17 protein-coding genes are annotated in these 16,005 nt (G+C 70.0%); 9 read left to right on the forward strand and 8 right to left on the reverse strand.

Going from position 1 to position 16,005, the window contains the following annotated elements:
* Positions 1 to 37 precede the first annotated feature (37 nt).
* A complete protein-coding gene (locus TN53_RS33230; protein WP_046262492.1) occupies positions 38 to 916 on the forward strand; it encodes an ABC transporter permease in 879 nt (292 codons plus the stop codon).
* On the opposite strand, the gene TN53_RS33235 is transcribed toward TN53_RS33230, so the two are convergent.
* The gene (locus tag TN53_RS33235; RefSeq protein ID WP_046262493.1) at positions 913 to 1,236 is read right to left on the reverse strand and encodes a hypothetical protein; all 324 of its coding nucleotides are present in this window, start codon (positions 1,234 to 1,236) and stop codon (positions 913 to 915) included. The genes TN53_RS33230 and TN53_RS33235 overlap by 4 nt on opposite strands.
* A 222-nt stretch (positions 1,237 to 1,458) precedes the next feature.
* Here TN53_RS33235 and TN53_RS33240 point away from each other — a divergent pair, with 222 nt between their 5' ends.
* The gene (locus tag TN53_RS33240) at positions 1,459 to 2,487 is read left to right on the forward strand and encodes an LLM class flavin-dependent oxidoreductase (RefSeq protein ID WP_046262494.1); all 1,029 of its coding nucleotides are present in this window, start codon (positions 1,459 to 1,461) and stop codon (positions 2,485 to 2,487) included.
* An 85-nt stretch (positions 2,488 to 2,572) separates the two neighbouring features.
* Here the strand turns inward: TN53_RS33240 and TN53_RS33245 are convergent, their stop codons facing one another.
* On the reverse strand, positions 2,573 to 2,965 hold the full coding sequence (locus TN53_RS33245) for an SCO5389 family protein (RefSeq protein ID WP_046262495.1): 393 nt from the start codon (positions 2,963 to 2,965) through the stop codon (positions 2,573 to 2,575).
* A gap of 249 nt (positions 2,966 to 3,214) precedes the next feature.
* Between TN53_RS33245 and nucS the strand changes: the two genes are divergently transcribed.
* Positions 3,215 to 3,898 (forward strand): endonuclease NucS, encoded by a 684-nt coding sequence (gene nucS, locus TN53_RS33250; RefSeq protein WP_046262496.1) that lies wholly within the window; start codon positions 3,215 to 3,217, stop codon positions 3,896 to 3,898.
* Between the two features lie 75 nt (positions 3,899 to 3,973).
* On the opposite strand, the gene TN53_RS33255 is transcribed toward nucS, so the two are convergent.
* The 4 genes from TN53_RS33255 to TN53_RS33270 form a co-directional block, all read right to left on the reverse strand.
* Positions 3,974 to 6,496 carry an ATP-binding protein gene (locus TN53_RS33255; RefSeq protein ID WP_046262497.1) on the reverse strand — a complete coding sequence of 841 codons (2,523 nt, stop codon included), beginning with the start codon at positions 6,494 to 6,496 and terminating at the stop codon, positions 3,974 to 3,976.
* Positions 6,497 to 6,751: 255 nt separating this feature from the next.
* The gene (locus tag TN53_RS33260) at positions 6,752 to 7,075 is read right to left on the reverse strand and encodes an STAS domain-containing protein (protein ID WP_046262498.1); all 324 of its coding nucleotides are present in this window, start codon (positions 7,073 to 7,075) and stop codon (positions 6,752 to 6,754) included.
* A gap of 150 nt (positions 7,076 to 7,225) precedes the next feature.
* Positions 7,226 to 8,074 carry a 3-hydroxyacyl-CoA dehydrogenase family protein gene (locus TN53_RS33265; protein WP_046262499.1) on the reverse strand — a complete coding sequence of 283 codons (849 nt, stop codon included), beginning with the start codon at positions 8,072 to 8,074 and terminating at the stop codon, positions 7,226 to 7,228.
* A gap of 136 nt (positions 8,075 to 8,210) precedes the next feature.
* A complete protein-coding gene (locus TN53_RS33270; RefSeq protein WP_046262530.1) occupies positions 8,211 to 8,852 on the reverse strand; it encodes a TetR/AcrR family transcriptional regulator in 642 nt (213 codons plus the stop codon).
* Between the two features lie 80 nt (positions 8,853 to 8,932).
* On the opposite strand from TN53_RS33270, the gene TN53_RS33275 reads away from it, so the two are divergent.
* The 3 genes from TN53_RS33275 to TN53_RS33285 are packed head-to-tail and all read left to right on the forward strand — an operon-like array spanning position 8,933 to position 11,064.
* Positions 8,933 to 9,715 carry an ABC transporter ATP-binding protein gene (locus TN53_RS33275; RefSeq protein WP_046262500.1) on the forward strand — a complete coding sequence of 261 codons (783 nt, stop codon included), beginning with the start codon at positions 8,933 to 8,935 and terminating at the stop codon, positions 9,713 to 9,715.
* Positions 9,716 to 9,728: 13 nt separating this feature from the next.
* Positions 9,729 to 10,478 (forward strand): ABC transporter permease, encoded by a 750-nt coding sequence (locus TN53_RS33280; RefSeq protein WP_046262501.1) that lies wholly within the window; start codon positions 9,729 to 9,731, stop codon positions 10,476 to 10,478.
* A 13-nt stretch (positions 10,479 to 10,491) separates the two neighbouring features.
* Positions 10,492 to 11,064: a cob(I)yrinic acid a,c-diamide adenosyltransferase gene (locus TN53_RS33285; RefSeq protein ID WP_046262502.1), complete on the forward strand. Its 573-nt coding sequence runs from the start codon at positions 10,492 to 10,494 to the stop codon at positions 11,062 to 11,064.
* Here TN53_RS33285 and TN53_RS33290 read toward each other — a convergent pair.
* On the reverse strand, positions 11,061 to 11,594 hold the full coding sequence (locus TN53_RS33290) for a hypothetical protein (RefSeq protein ID WP_046262503.1): 534 nt from the start codon (positions 11,592 to 11,594) through the stop codon (positions 11,061 to 11,063). The genes TN53_RS33285 and TN53_RS33290 overlap by 4 nt on opposite strands.
* 152 nt (positions 11,595 to 11,746) lie before the next feature.
* Between TN53_RS33290 and TN53_RS33295 the strand changes: the two genes are divergently transcribed.
* The 3 genes from TN53_RS33295 (at position 11,747) to TN53_RS33305 (ending at position 15,536) form a co-directional block, all read left to right on the forward strand.
* Entirely contained in the window at positions 11,747 to 12,952 is a 1,206-nt protein-coding gene (locus tag TN53_RS33295) for a sensor histidine kinase (protein ID WP_046262531.1), read from the forward strand.
* The gene (locus TN53_RS33300; protein ID WP_046262504.1) at positions 12,949 to 13,590 is read left to right on the forward strand and encodes a response regulator; all 642 of its coding nucleotides are present in this window, start codon (positions 12,949 to 12,951) and stop codon (positions 13,588 to 13,590) included. Before TN53_RS33295 ends, TN53_RS33300 begins: the two co-directional genes overlap by 4 nt.
* Before the next feature lie 119 nt (positions 13,591 to 13,709).
* Positions 13,710 to 15,536 (forward strand): glycoside hydrolase family 18 chitinase, encoded by a 1,827-nt coding sequence (locus TN53_RS33305; RefSeq protein WP_046262505.1) that lies wholly within the window; start codon positions 13,710 to 13,712, stop codon positions 15,534 to 15,536.
* A gap of 18 nt (positions 15,537 to 15,554) precedes the next feature.
* Here TN53_RS33305 and TN53_RS33310 read toward each other — a convergent pair whose 3' ends face one another.
* Positions 15,555 to 16,001, reverse strand: a complete 447-nt coding sequence (locus TN53_RS33310) for a DUF2550 domain-containing protein (protein ID WP_046262506.1) — start codon at positions 15,999 to 16,001, stop codon at positions 15,555 to 15,557.
* Between the last annotated feature and the right edge of the window lie 4 nt (positions 16,002 to 16,005).

The raw sequence follows: 16,005 nt of genomic DNA on the forward strand, positions 1-16,005 counted from the left end.
CGCCCGCCGCCGACCTGACGAAGTCCGAGGACGCCCGATGAGTACGCCCCAGCCCCCGATGCCGCAGGCCGCCGTACCCGACTGGCAGGCGGCGCCCGCTCCCTCGTACGCCGCGTACACCTCGCCGATCCCGGTCGTGCGCACGCACCTCGGGCACGCGATCGCCTCGGAGTGGACGAAGATCCGCTCGGTGCGTTCGACGATGTGGACGCTGGGCGTCTTCGTGCTGCTGGTCGTCGGCATCGGCCTGCTCGCCGCCGCCGTGGTGTCGAGCAGCGCGAGCGACGGCGGCCTGTCCGGTGAGAACCCGCTGTCGTTCGGCTTCTTCGGACTGCTGCTCGGCACGATGTGCGTGATCACGCTCGGCGTGCTGACCACGGCCTCCGAGTACGGCACCGGCATGATCCGCACGACGATGACCGCGTGCCCGAGCCGTGGCCGGGTGCTGACCGCGAAGGCCATCGTCTTCTTCCTGGTCGCCTTCGTCGTCACGTTCGTGTCGGTCCTGCTGGTCGCCCTCGCCGACGTGGCCCTCCTGGACGGCACCGGCGTGAAGGATCCCTCCGGCAGCGAGTGGCTCAAGGGCACCCTCGGCATCTCGCTCTACATCGCGCTGCTCGGCCTGCTCTCGCTGGTCGTCGGCTCGATCATCCGGCACTCGGCGGGCGCCATCACCATCATGATCGGCCTGGTGCTGGCCCCGCTGGTCATCGCCCTGTTCATGTTCTCGTCCTCGCTGGAGGACCTGCGTACGGCCCTGTTCGAGTACTCCATCCCGAACCAGCTGAGCGTCTTCTACTCCAACTCGCTCACCGAGACCGGCCCCTCCGGCTGGGACCCGCTGTGGATCATCGCGGGGGTGACGGCCGCCGCGTTCGCCGGCGCCTACGCCCTCCTCAACCAGCGGGACGTCTAGAACCTCGGCGCGTTACGGGACCGCTGCACCCGCGAGGTGCGGCGGTCCTTCGCGTTCCAGCACGCCTTGTGCCAGTGCCGGCGCTCGTCGACGCCCGAGTGGTCCGGCCAGGCCACCACGTGCGGGACGCCGTCGGGGATCAACTGGTCGCAGCCCGGGCAGCGGTAGGACTTGCCCTGGGCGCTCGCCCCCGCCACATGGCGGATGTTCCACTCCTCGCCCTGCCAGCTCTCGGTGGACTGGAATCCGCCGTAACGTCCCGAGCTGTCGTCCCCGCCTGAGGGGTCGGCTCCTTTGGGTCGGTTGCGACGCGGGGACACAGGACACCTCACGGGGCTATACAGGAAGCATGGGCCGTGTCCAGCCTACGCGGCGCGAGCCTGGGTAGGCGTAGGGGACCAACCCCCACAAGTGCCCCTTCGCATCGGGCCATTCTGCAGACAATCCGAGTATCTCTTCGCCAGGCCGTGTCCTCGGCACGTGTCAGACGGTTATGCCGGGTGGGGGAGCTCCGCGTCGGAGCCAAGGAAGCAGGAAAAGCAATGCACGTGGGAAGTTTCGTGTTGGCGGCCCAGTTCCCGGGGCAGGGCCAGGGGGAGGCGCTGCACCGCGCGGTCCGCTCGGCCGAGGTCGCCGAAGAGGCCGGCCTCGATTCGGTCTGGCTGGCCGAGCATCACTTCGTGCCGTACGGCACCTGTCCATCGGCGATCACCCTGGCGGCGTTACTGCTGGGCCGCACCCGCCGCCTCAGGGTCGGCACCGCGGTCAGCGTGCTGCCCACCGTGCACCCGGTCGCCCTCGGCGAGCAGGCCGCGCTGCTGCACATCGCGTCCGGCGGTCGGTTCTCGCTGGGCGTGGGGCGCGGCGGGCCGTGGGTCGATCTGGAGGTGTTCGGCTCGGGCCTGGAGGCGTACGAGACGGGGTTCCCGGAATCACTCGATCTGCTGGTGCGCTGGCTGCGCGAACCGTCGGTGGCAGCCTCCGGGGAGCGCTTCACCTTCCGTGAAGTAGCCGTCGTACCGCGGCCGTCGGAGTCCCTGTCGGAGGAACCAGGGCCCGAGGTCGTCGTCGCGTGCACCTCCCCGGCGAGTGTGCGGCTGGCCGCCGAGCGCGGGCTGCCGATGCTGCTCGGGATGCACGTGGGGGACGAGGAGAAGGCCGAGATGGTCTCCCTGTGGCGCACGCACGCACGCGCGGCGGGCCGTTCGCCGGAGGAGGTGCTGGGCGCGGCGCATGTCTCGGCCGGGGTCTGCCAGATCGCGGACCGGCGCACGGACGCGGTGGAGACCCTGGTGAAGGCGATGCCGGGCTGGCTGCGCCAGGGTCTGGAGGCCCATGTGACGGTCGATGGCCGGCCTCGCTCGATGCGCGACCCGGTGGCGTACACCGAACTGCTCTGCGGGCTGCACCCGGTGGGCACTCCGCGGCTCTGCGCCGACCGGCTCGCGGCGACCAGCGAGCGGACCGGCATCTCCCGCTTCGCCCTGCTCACGGAGGGCTCGGGGGATCTGGCGGCGACGGAGGAGAACGTCCGGCGGCTGGGCGCCGAGGTGCTCCCCCACCTCGGCTGACCGTGCGTACCGCCCCGCCGTGCTTGCCGCCCCGGTACTTGATGCACCTCCCGCGTACGGAGCGGCAAGCAGGCAGCTCGCTGTCTCAGCAGTCCCGGAACTCCGGTGACTGGTTGAGCAGCTGGCTACGGACCGAAGTGAAACGGGCCAGTGTCTCGTCCACCGAGCCATCCAGCGGGAACACCGCCACACGGTGGCAGTTCTGGAAGGCCAGTCGCACCCCGAAGTGCCGTTGCAGCGCGCCGCGTATCGCGTCACTCGCGAGCGCACGCAGCAGCTGACCGCGTGCCTGCTCGTCCGGCGGAGGCGTCTGGTTGTCGGCGAACTGACCGCCGTCGACCTTCAGCTGGGCCACCAGGGAGCTGACCATCTCCCATGCGTAGGGCAGGGAGGTCCGGACGCAGTCGACGAATTCCGCTTCGTCGACCTCGCCTCGCTCGGCCTTCTCGAGTAGGGCCGGTGAGACGTCGAGCGACATGGGTTCTCCTCTCGCACCCCCGAACAGGTATTCAGGGGTTGCCGGACAGGTAAGGGAGTTCGCGATTCTGAACACGCTGAGTGCACGCTCCGCGACCTCCCGGTTACTACGGTAAGCAACGGACGGTGACGGCACCAGGCGAACGCGTACATAGAGAGCCCTGGTTGGGCACACAATCGGCCACAAACGAACATCGCGTTTCTGGGGCGAATCGCGTGGACCCGGGCCCGTCGAGTAGCGTTGCCGACCATGCGTCTCGTCATTGCCCGGTGCTCCGTGGACTACGCGGGCCGGCTCACCGCCCACCTCCCGTCCGCCCCCCGTCTCATCCTGGTGAAGGCGGACGGCAGCGTGTCGATCCACGCGGACGACCGGGCCTACAAGCCCCTGAACTGGATGTCGCCGCCCTGCACGTTGAAGGAGGAATCGGGGGACTTTCCCGAGGGCGCCGTCGGCGTCTGGACCGTCGTCAACAAGGGCGGCGAGAAGCTGATCATCACCATGGAGGAGATCCTCCATGACTCCTCGCACGAACTGGGTGTGGATCCCGGCCTGATCAAGGACGGCGTGGAAGCACACCTTCAGGAGCTGCTCGCCGACCGCATCGAAACCCTCGGCGACGGCTATACGTTGATCCGCCGCGAGTACATGACGGCCATCGGCCCGGTCGACATCCTGTGCCGGGACGCCGAGGGCCAGACCGTCGCTGTCGAGATCAAGCGGCGCGGCGAGATCGACGGCGTGGAACAACTCACCCGCTATCTGGAGCTGTTGAACCGCGACCCGCATCTCGCCCCCGTCCGCGGCGTCTTCGCGGCCCAGGAGATCAAGCCCCAGGCCCGCGTCCTGGCCACGGACCGTGGCATCGGCTGCGCGGTCCTCGACTACAACGCCCTGCGCGGCATCGAGGACGACAAGCTGCGGCTGTTCTGACGGGTTTTTCTTCTACGACTAAGAGGGCCGGGTCCTGTTTCCAGGATCCGGCCCTCTTGTGCTGCCGTACCGGCGTCAGATCATCGCGTTCGACGCCGAGCCCGAGGTGCTGGGCGAACCCGCGCCGCTGCTCTCCGGGGCACTGGCGGAGGTGCTCGCCGGTGCGCTGGAGGCGGCGGGGCCGCTGGCCGAGTCCGAGGTGGACGGCTCGTCCGAAGGATCCGGCGTGGGGCTCGTCGTGGGCGAGGGCGACTCGGATGTCTCCGTCGGCGTCGGTGAGCCAGTGGGATCGGTCGGCGTCGACGACGTCGGCGGCTTCGAGGTCGAGGACGGCGGCTTCGTCGTGGGCGTCTTGGTCGGCGAGCTCGACGTCCCCTTCGTCCCGCTCGGGTCGTCCGAAGGCTCCGCGGTGTCCGTCGGTGTCGGGTCGTCGGACGTGCCGTAGGTGCCGTCGGGGCCCGGGTCGGTCGGCCGGCTGGTGGCCTCGCCGGTGTCGCCCTCGTCACCGTTCTTCGGCACGTCGGCGCCCAGGCTGCCGTCGTCCACGCCCTGGCTGGCCGACGGGTTGGGGCCGACCTTGGTGGACGGGTTGTCGTTGTCGGGGTTGGAGGTGGCGCCGAGCGTCACCACCGTGCCGAGCACCGCCGCGAGCAGCGCGCCCGCGCCGGCCGCGACGAGATTGCGGCGGGCGAGGCCCTTCAGGCCGCCCCGGGCCTTGCGGTTGGGAACGGGGGCCGCCGGGACCCGGTTGGTGACCAGGGTCGAGTTGTCGAGCGGCGACTGAAGCGGCGGGAATGCCGTGGGGACGCCACCGGGAGGCGACTGCGACTCCTCGTACCGGGCGTCGGGCACCTCTTCACCGGCGGTCGCGCCGATACCGAGCGGGGTGCCGGAGCGGTCGGAGACCAGCGCCAGGGCCCGGCGGCCGGCGACCGTGCCGCGCTTGTCGGCGAGTGCGCCGCGCAGCCCGATGGAGGCCTCCAGTTCGGAGCGGGCCCGGTCGAGCTGATCGGCGCAGAGCGCGAGGACACCCAACTCGTGGTGGAAGTAGGCCCGTTCGCCCCCGTCACCGGCGATCCGGGCGGCCTCGGCGCCGAACTGCAGGGTCCGCTCCCAGGCGCTCCAGTGCAGCCCCGCGGCGAACGCGGGTGCCGCCGTGCGGGCCAGCTGGACGGTGACGGACTCCTCGTCCTCGGCGGGCGGGACGGCGGCCGGCACGAGGATGCCGAGCGCGGCGAGCACGGCGTCCGCCTCGGCGCACACCCGCTCGGGAGTGACCGACGGATGCCCGGTCCACCAGGCGTAGTGCTGGGCGGCGGCAAGCGCCTTGGCCTCGATGTCGGTGCCGTATCCGGCGGCCTCCAGCTGGGCCTGCACTCCGGCGGCGAGCCGATAGCGGGAGCCGACCGGGGAGACCAGCGCGCAGCCCAGCAGTTCGCCGAGGGCGGCGTCCGCGTGGGTGTCGCCGACGAGGGCGGGCAGATGTGCCTGGTGCGGCATCTCGCCGCCGAGCGCCACGGCGAACCGCAGCGCGGCGCGCGCCGAGTCGCTGAGCCGGGTGGCGAGCAGGGCCGCGGGCGCGGCTCCCTCGGCGAGCGAGGGCAGCGGTACGTCGTGTCCGTCGCCGGCCTCGAAGGGCGCGTCGACCTGGGCTTCCTGGAAGACGCCGAACTCGTCGAAGGCGTCCGCGCTGGCCCGCAGTTCGTCGCGCTGCCGGAGCAGGGCGCCGGCCTGGACGAAGCGCAGCGGCAGACCCTCGGACTCGAACCAGAGGTCGCCGGCCCAGTTGGCCTCCTCCTCGGTGAGGACCCGGCCGACACCGCGCTCCAGGAGTTCGACGCCGCCGGCCCGGTCCAGGCCGCTGAGGAAGACCTCCTCGATGGCCGAGTCGGCGGAGGGCGCGGGCACGTCCGGTGTCGTGGCGACCAGGAAGGCGCACTCGGGGGTGGCGTCCAGGAGTTCATCGAGCGCGGCACCGCCGAACTCGACGTCGTCCAGGACGACTACCGCGCCGATCTCTCGGACGTATCCGAGCAGCTCGTCCCGTGCGGGCCGGTGCAGGGGGGCGTCGAAGACGGCGTAGAAGAGGTCGTACAGCAGGTCGTCGGCCGTGCGGTTGAAGCCGGTCAGCCGGACCACACCGTCGGGGGCGAGGTCCGAGCAGTCCTCGGCGAGGAGGTCGAGCAGGCTGGTACGGCCGGAGCCGGCGGGGCCGGTGAGACGTACGGAACGGCCGCGGGCGAGCAGGCGTACCAGCCGTTCGCGCTCGTCCTGGCGGGCCAGGAGATGCAGTGTGGGCCGGTTGAGGCCGGCCGGGACGGGCGGCTTGGCCGCGCGGTCCGTCTCGGCACGTTCGGTGGCGCTGAGCTTCCGCGGCCCCGAGGGCCGCTCGCCGGGCGGGCAGACCTCTATCTCGCTGCCGTCGACGGGGTTGACGGTGAGCAGGTAGTCGCCGGACACCAGCTGCACCGTGCGGGCCAGGGCGGGTGTGCTCTGGCCGAAGTCGGGTGTGAGGGGGTCCCTGGGCGGGCGCTGGCGCGGCGAATCGCCGTCACCGTCATGGCCGTACTCCTCGGGTCCCCGGTTGTTCGGGTCCATAGGTTCAAGCCCCCCAAAAGCGTCGTGTGCCGAGCCCCTCCCGGCCTTGCTGCACACCGCGCTGTCGCTTCTGGTCCGGGCCCGCTCGATCAGGGATGTTCACTCGGCGGGCGACCGAACCCTAAACCTTCGCACAGTATCTACGACAGCCCGGGGTACCGCGCCGTCCGAGACGTCACAGTCTCGTGAGGATTGTGCGCGACGTGCGTTTCACAGCCACAGCACCCGGCCCTCACACCGCATTCACACAAGGGGTCACACCCGGGGCAGTGACTCCACCCCGATGCCGCCCTCGATCGCCAGGATCCGGTGCAGCCGGGTGGCCACCAGCAGGCGCTGCATCTGCGGCGGTACGTCGCGCAGCACCAGGCGTCGGCCGCAGCGGCCGGCCCTGCGGTGGGCCCCCATGATCACCCCGAGTCCGGTGGCGTCCCAGGAGTCGAGCTCGGACAGATCCAGCACCAGATCGCCGACTCCGTCGTCGACGGCCGTGTGCAGGACCGTACGGGCGTCCGCCGCGCTGCGGACGTCGAGGCGGCCCCCGACGACCAGCTCGACGTGGTCGCCCCTGATGAACATATGCGCTCCCCGTGGTGCGTCTCGTGCTCCGCGAATGTGATGTCCGGTGATGCAACGTCTGACTGAGTTGGACGGTCAGAGGTTGCCGTCTGTAAGCGAACCGATACCGAATTCACCCCCGGGAGTGATGCCTCAGGGGCCTGTGCGGTTTCAGTGCTTGTAGAAGCCCTGCCCGCTCTTGCGCCCGATGTCACCGGCGTCAACCATCCGGCGCATCAGCTCCGGTGGAGCGAACTTCTCGTCCTGGGTCTCGGTGTAGATGTTGCTCGTGGCGTGCAGCAGGATGTCGACGCCGGTGAGGTCGGCCGTGGCGAGCGGGCCCATGGCGTGGCCGAAGCCCAGTTTGCAGGCGAGGTCGATGTCCTCGGCCGTGGCGACGCCCGACTCGTAGAGCTTGGTCGCCTCGACGACGAGGGCGGAGATGAGCCGGGTGGTCACGAAGCCGGCGACGTCCCGGTTGACGACGATGCAGGTCTTGCCGACGGACTCGGCGAACTCCCGTGCGGTGGCGAGGGTTTCGTCGCTCGTCTTGTAGCCGCGGACGAGCTCGACGAGCTGCATCATCGGCACCGGCGAGAAGAAGTGCACACCGACGACCCGCTCGGGGCGCTCGGTGGCCGCCGCGATCTTGGTGATCGGGATGGCGGAGGTGTTGGAGGCGAGCACGGCGTCTTCGCGCACGATCTTGTCGAGGGCGCGGAAGATCTCGTGCTTGACCTCGAGCTTCTCGAAGACGGCCTCGACGACGATGTCGGCGTCCGCGACGGCGTCCAGGTCGGTGGTGGCGGTGATCCGGCCGAGGGCGGCGTCGGCGTCGTGCGCCTCCAGCTTGCCCTTGCTCACGAACTTGTCGTACGAGGCCTTGATGCCGTCGGTGCCACGCTTGAGCGCCTCGTCGGTGACGTCGCGCAGGACGACGTCCCAGCCCGCAGACGCGGAGACCTGGGCGATCCCGGAACCCATCAAGCCGGCGCCGATGACGGCAAGCTTCCGTGCCACTGTGCGACTCCCCTTTGAACGCCTTACACGCTGTTTACGCATGCCTCTTCGGCGGACCTTAGCGGGCGTGAGGTGCCGTGTGACTGGTTAGTAATGCGCGTCACGTCTCATCTGACGGACATCACACCGGCACGGCTCATCGGTGGTCTCGTACGGCGTAGTTGAGCACGTTCTCGCTCAACAACTCCTCGATGTCGTCGAGAAGCGCCAGCACCTCTCGTGACACTTCGTCCGGATTGCGCCCTGCGACCATCTCACGTCCGATGTGGACGAATACCTCCGAGTGGACCCAGCAGATCTGACCGGCGATCAGCCCCGGCAGCGGGTCGGCGTCGACGGCGCCGGTCGCCTCCCGAAGGGTCGCTTCGAGGTGGTCGTGGATCTCCTGCTGCAGACTCCACAGCCGGGAACGGAGCGGCGGCGCCTCGTGGATGCAGCGCATGAAACGGTCGTAGCCCGTCATGAGGCCGACCCGAGGCGAGACGGCCTCCACCTCCGCGCGCAGCTCGCGCAGCACGGCCCGCGCGGCCGACTCCCCCACGTCCCGGCCGCGCACCCAGCGGGAGAGCTGTTCGACGACACCGGAGGAGCGGTCGAAGAAGAGGTCCTCCTTGGCCGGGAAGTAGTTGTAGACGGTGTTCACGGAGACATCGGCGGCCTCCGCCACCTCAGCGATGGTCACGGTCACGAACCCGTGCTCCAGGAACAGCCCGGTGGCGATGTCCGAGATCCGCTGTCTCGTCTCGCGCTTCTTCCGCTCCCTGAGCCCTTCAGCCATGGTCCACATCCTAGCTTCGCTGGTCTCTCTGAAACTTTGGGGTCATTGCAAAATTTAAGAGACTCTGTTTTTCTGTGGCCATGACCGTCATCAGTACGGCGGGCCTGGCCCGTACCTTCCAGACCAGACTCGGCCCGGTGGAGGCCGTGCGCGGCATCGACCTGAGGGTCCGCGAGGGCGAGATCCTCGGCTTCCTCGGCCCGAACGGCGCCGGGAAGACCACCACCCTGCGGATGCTCACGACCCTGTTGAAACCCACCGGCGGCGCCGCCACCGTCGCCGGCCACGACCTCACCACCGACCCCGCCGGGGTGCGGAGGGCCTGCGGCTATGTGGCCCAGTCGGGAGGGGTCGACCCGCAGATCACCGTGCGGGAGGAACTGCTCACCCAGGGCCGCCTCTACCGCCTGACGAAGACCCAGGCAACCGAGCGGACCGAGGAGTTGGCCCGGGATCTGGATCTGACCGGGCTGCTCGACCGCAAGTGCGGGGCGCTGTCGGGCGGCCAGCGCCGGCGCCTGGACATCGCGATGGCCCTCACCCATCGCCCCAAGGTGCTCTTCCTCGACGAACCCACCACCGGACTCGACCCCGGCAGCCGGGCCGACCTGTGGGACCTGGTCCGCCGTCTGCGAGACGAGCACGGCACGACGGTGTTCCTGACCACCCACTACCTGGACGAGGCCGACGCCCTCGCCGACCGTCTGGTCGTCGTCGACAAGGGCGTGGTCGTCGCGGAGGGCACACCCACCGCGCTCAAGCTGGAGTACGGCGGCTCGATCGACGCCTCGCTCCAGGACACCTTCCTCGCCATCACCGGCCGCAGCGCCACACCGGCCGACGCCGCCCCCGTAGCCGTATAGGAATCCCCCGACGATGCTTCTCCACGACACCGCGCTGATCTACGGCCGCTATCTCCGTCAGTCCCTGCGCTCCCGCTTCGCCCTGCTCTTCGGCGTGCTGATGCCGCTGCTCTATCTCCTCTTCTTCGGTCCGCTGCTCACCGATCTCCCGCTGGGCGGTGCGGGCAGCTCGTGGCAGCTGCTCGTGCCCGGGCTGCTGCTTCAACTCGGCCTGTTCGGGGCCTCGTTCGCGGGGTTCACGATCATCGTCGAGAAGAGCCAGGGGGTGGTGGAGCGGATGCGGGTGACACCGGTCAGCCGGCTGGCGCTGCTGCTCGGGCGGGTGCTGCGCGACGCCACCGTCTTCGTGCTCCAGGCGGTGCTGCTCGTGCTGGCCGCGCTGGCGATGGGGCTGCGGGCCCCGCTGCCCGGCATCCTGATCGGCTTCGCGTTCGTCGCGCTGCTGACGGTGTCGCTGGCCTCGCTGTCGTACGCGCTGGCCATGAAGCTGCACACCCCGGGCGAGTTCGGTCCGGCGGTCAACGCCCTGACGATGCCGATGATGCTCCTGTCGGGCCTGATGCTCCCGATGACCCTGGGCCCGGCCTGGCTGGACGTCCTCTCGCACTTCGTGCCGTTCCGCTATCTGGTGGACGCGGTCAGGGACGCGTACGTCGGCTCCTACACCTCGGCGCACATGGCGTACGGCGTGCTGGTCGCCCTCGCCCTCACGGCACTCGCCGTGACGGTGGGCACACGCGTGTTCCGAACGGCCGGGGCGTAACTACGCTGGCACCATGGTCAATCTGACGCGCATCTACACCAGGACCGGCGACCAGGGCACCACCGCCCTCGGCGACATGAGCCGGGTCGCCAAGACCGATCTGCGGATCTCGGCGTACGCCGACGCCAACGAGGCGAACGCGGTGATCGGCACGGCGATCGCGCTGGGCGGGCTCGACGAGGAGATCGTCAAGGTCCTCACCCGTGTGCAGAACGACCTGTTCGACGTGGGTGCGGACCTGTCGACGCCGGTCGTGGAGAACCCGGAGTTCCCGCCGCTGCGGGTCGAGCAGTTCTACGTCGACAAGCTGGAGGCGGACTGCGACCACTTCAACGAGCGGCTGGAGAAGCTCCGCTCCTTCATTCTGCCCGGCGGCACGCCGGGTGCGGCCCTGCTGCACCAGGCGTGCACGGTCGTACGACGTGCCGAGCGCTCCACGTGGGCCGCACTGGAGGTCCACGGCGAGGCGATGAACCCGCTGACGGCGACCTATCTGAACCGGCTCTCGGACCTCCTGTTCATTCTCGCGCGCACCGCCAACAAGGACGTCGGGGATGTGCTCTGGGTCCCGGGCGGGGAGCGTTAACGCTCGCGCTTGGGGAACAGGGTGTAGCTGCCGGCGATGATCACGTTGATGCCGATCAGCCACACCATGCGCTGCTGCCAGGCCCGTAGCGAGTCGGTCCCGCCCTCGCCGCCGACGTACCAGATCGCGGCCTGGAGCAGGGCCATGGCGACGACCGCGGCGAGGATCCAGCGGCCCGCGACCTGCCATTCGTGGACGGCGCGGGCCGTGCCGTACTTCGGCGGCCGTACCGGCGGCGGGCCGCCCGCGAAGCGGTGGGCGAAGCGGGCGTCGGCCCATCGCATCGTGGAGTGGCCGAGGCCCACGGTGAAGCCGATGTAGACCGCGGCCAGGCCGTGCTTCCAGTCGGGCTCGGCGCCGCCGCGCAGGTCGACCGCGGTGACGGTGAACAGCACGAGTTCCAGCAGCGGCTCGCACAGCAGCAGGGCCAGCCCCACCCGCGGCATCCCGAAGACGTACCTGAAGGCCAGTCCCGCGGCCAGCAGCACCCAGAACGCCACCTCACAGGCGACGATCAGTCCGACGATCACGGCTCGCTCCCTTCACTCACCCTTCCAGGCTCCCGGTGCGCGCCGCCGCTTTCGTCGTCGCCGCTGACGAGGTCGCCGTACATCGAAAGATGCAGTCCGGGACCGTCCCCGGGGATCAGGCGGACGCCGCGCGGGCCGTGTTTCATGGGGACATGGCCGTACGACTCCCCCGCCCGCACCGCTTCGACGTGTACATCGCGGCCGGCGGACTGCTCGGCGGGCTGCTGCTCGTCCTCGCGGGCCTGGGCACCCGGCGGTCCGACGACCCGATCACCCTCTTCGACGGCCCCTGGCCGGTGCTGGTGCCGCTCACCGTGCTGGCCGGCTGCGAGCTGCTGCGCCGCACGGCACCCCGCGTGGCGCTGCTGACCGGCACGGTCGCGATCTGCGCGGACCTGCTGACCCAGGGCAGCCTCGCGTCGGTGCTGATGTTCACCGACGTCGTCTACGCGGCCGTCCTGTACGGCCCGCTCGCCTCGGCCCGCCGCATCCAGTGGATCACCGGTCTGCTCACGGTGGCCGGGACGCTGGTGCCGTTCGCGGTGTGGCGGGTGCCGGAGGCGCTGCTGATCGGCGTGATCGTCGGTGTCGTGGCGTACGGGCCCGCCGCCACCGGCTGGATCGTCCGCAACCACCGCGACGCGGCCGAGGCGGCGCGCCTTCGCGCCGAACAGACGGCTCTGCTCGCCGAGATGGACCGCACCCAGGCCGTCGTCGCCGAACGCGCCCGGATGGCACGGGAGTTGCATGACATGGTCGCCAACCATCTCTCGGCGATCGCGATCCACTCCACGGCCGCGCTGTCGCTGGACGATCCGGAGACGTCCCGGCAGGCCCTCGGCGTCATCCGCGAGAACAGCGTCAAGGGCCTCGAGGAGATGCGCCGGCTGATCGGCATCCTGCGGGACGGCGACGGTGAACCCAGCGCGGTCCCGACCCTCGACGGCCTCTGCGTCCTGGTCGACGACGCCCGCGCCAACGGCCTCGACGTCACGCTGGACGCCGAGCACGGCACGACCCTGCCGGCCCCCGTCGAGCTCGCCGCCTACCGGATCGTCCAGGAATCCCTCACCAACGCCCTCAAGCACGCCTGCCCCGGCCGGGTCACCGTGCTCCTGCGCCAGCCGGACGGCTCCCTCGCCATCGCCGTGACCAGCCCGTACGGCGACCGCGACGGGCCGAGAGCGCCCGGTTCCGGCGCCGGTCTGGTGGGTATGCGGGAGCGGGCGGCGCTCTTGGGCGGCACCTTCGAGTCCGGCCCCGAGAGCTCGGCGAACGGCAAGGTCTGGGCCGTACGCGCCACCCTGCCCGTCGCCGACGTCACTGAAGCCGACGTCACTGAAGGAGATCCCGCATGATCCGCGTGCTCGTCGCCGAGGACCAGTCCGCCGTCCGCGCCGGGCTGGTCCTCATCCTGCGCAGCGCGCCCGACATCGAGGTGGTCGGCGAGGCCGCGGACGGCGAGCAGGCGGTCGCGCTGGCCCGGGAACTGCGGCCCGACCTCGTGCTGATGGACGTACAGATGCCGCGTCTGGACGGTGTGGCGGCGACCCGGAAGGTCACGGAGGAGGGGCTCGCGGACGTCCTCGTGCTGACCACCTTCGACCTCGACGCGTATGTGTTCGGGGCGCTCAGGGCCGGGGCGGCCGGGTTCCTGCTCAAGAACACGGAGGCGAGGGATCTCGTGGAGGCGGTCCGTACGGTGGCGCGCGGCGAGGGGATCGTCGCTCCGGCCGTCACCCGACGGCTGATCTCCGAGTTCGCCGCCAGGCCCGTGCGGCAGCCGAGTGTCGACCCGGCGGTCCTGGACACCCTCACCCGGCGGGAACGGGAGGTGCTGTCCTGCCTGGGCGAGGGACTGTCCAACGCGGACATCGCGACCCGTCTCGACATGGCGGAGGCGACGGTGAAGACGCACGTCAGCCGACTGCTGGGGAAGCTGGAACTGCGCAGCCGCGTGCAAGCCGCTGTCCTTGCGCAGGAGTTGGGTGTCTGAGCGATCGCATACTGAGTGGTCCAGACCTATTGACCCGTGGTCCAGACCTTTCTATTCTCGCCGCACCGTGGGCGTGAAGGCTCAGTCGCGCCCCCCAAGACCCCTCAAGGAGGCGCGGTATGCGCTTCAGACACAGAGTGGCGGCAGGGATAGCGACCCTGGTGCTCCCCTTCGCCGGCCTCGTCGGCCTCGCGAGCCCCGCCCTGGCCGCGACATCCGCGACCGCCACCTACGCCAAGCCGCAGGACTGGGGCACCGGTTTCGAAGGCAGGTGGACCGTCAAGAACACCGGCGACACCGCCCTCAGCTCCTGGACCGTCGAGTGGGACTTCCCCTCCGGCACATCCGTCACCTCCGCCTGGGACGCCGACGTCACCTCCTCCGGCACCCACTGGACCGCCAAGAACAAGTCCTGGAACGGCACCCTCGCCCCCGGCGCCTCCGTCTCCTTCGGCTTCAACGGCGCCGGGTCCGGCTCCCCCGCCAACTGCAAACTCAACGGCGGCAGTTGTGACGGCGGCCCCACGACCCCCGGTGACAGCGCGCCGAGCGCCCCCGGCACTCCCACCGCCTCGGACATCACCAACACCTCGGTGAAGCTCTCCTGGAGCGCCGCCACCGACGACAAGGGCATCAAGAACTACGACGTCCTGCGCGACGGCACCAAGGTCGCCACCGTGACGACGACGTCGTACACCAACACCGGCCTGACCGCCGGCACCGACTACTCCTACAGCGTCCAGGCTCGCGACACCGCCGACCAGACCGGCCCGGTCAGCGGCGCCCGCGCGGTGCGCACCACCGGCGGCACCACCGAGCCGCCGCCCACCGGTGACAAGGTCAAGCTCGGCTACTTCACCGAGTGGGGCGTCTACGGCCGCAACTACCACGTCAAGAACCTGGTCAGCTCCGGCTCCGCGTCGAAGATCACGCACATCAACTACGCGTTCGGCAACGTCAAGAACGGTCAGTGCACCGTCGACGACACCTACGCCGCCTACGACAAGGCCTACACCGCCGACCAGTCCGTCAGCGGCACCGCCGACACCTGGGACCAGCCGCTGCGCGGCAACTTCAACCAGCTGCGCCAGCTGAAGGCCAAGTACCCGCACATCAAGGTGCTGTACTCCTTCGGTGGCTGGACCTACTCCGGCGGCTTCGCCCAGGCCGCGGCCAACCCGGCCGCGTTCGCCAAGTCCTGCAAGGCGGTCGTCGAGGACCCCCGCTGGGCCGATGTCTTCGACGGCATCGACATCGACTGGGAGTACCCGAACGCCTGCGGACTGACCTGTGACACCTCGGGCGCGGCGGCCTTCAAGAACCTGATGTCGGCGCTGCGCACCGAGTTCGGCTCGAACTACCTGGTCACCGCGGCCATCACGGCCGACGGCTCCTCCGGCGGCAAGATCGACGCGGCCGACTACGGCGGCGCCTCGGCCTCCGTCGACTGGTACAACGTGATGACCTACGACTACTTCGGCGCCTTCAACGCGCAGGGCCCGACCGCCCCGCACTCGCCGCTGACCTCGTACTCCGGCATCCCGCAGGCGGGCTTCAACTCCGCCGACGCGATCACCAAGCTGAAGTCGAAGGGCGTGGCCTCGAAGAAGCTGCTGCTCGGCATCGGCTTCTACGGCCGCGGCTGGACCGGTGTCACCCAGGCCGCCCCCGGCGGCACGGCGACCGGCGCGGCCCCGGGCACCTACGAGGCGGGCATCGAGGACTACAAGATCCTCAAGACGTCCTGCCCGGCCACCGGCACCATCGCGGGCACGGCGTACGCCTACTGCGGCAACAACTGGTGGTCGTACGACACCCCCGCCACCATCGGCACCAAGATGACCTGGGCCAAGAACCAGGGTCTGGGCGGGGCGTTCTTCTGGGAGTTCAGCGGCGACACCGGCAACGGTGAGCTGGTGAGCGCCATCAACAGCGGGCTCAGCTAGCAGTAGTAGTAAGCAGTACTAGGCGACATTGACGCGCTGACCGGGCGGGGCTGCCTCAAGCCACGCGAGGAAACCGGTCAGCGCGTCTTCGCTCATGGCGAGCTCCAGACGCGTGCCCCGGTGCAGACAGGTGAGGATGACGGCGTCGGAGAGCAGCGCCAGCTCCTCCTCGCCCTCGGGCAGCCGGCGTCCGGCGACCTCGATCGCGGCGCGCTCCAGGACCCGGCGGGGGCGGTAGGCGTAGGAGAAGACGCGGTACCACTCGATGCGGTCGCCGTTGTAGCGGGCGACGCCGTAGCTCCAGCCCTTGCCGTTGGTGTCGGGTTTCTCGGGTGTGTCCCAGCGCAGCGAACAGTCGAAGGTGCCACCGGAACGCTGGATGAGTCTGCGGCGCAGGCCGAAGACGAACAGCCCCACCACCACAAGGGCCACGACCAATCCGCACACAGTCAGAGCGAGGACCATCGAC

Origin of the sequence: Streptomyces sp. WM6386, from assembly GCF_000972385.1 — a bacterium.
Taxonomy (GTDB): Bacteria; Actinomycetota; Actinomycetes; order Streptomycetales; family Streptomycetaceae; genus Streptomyces.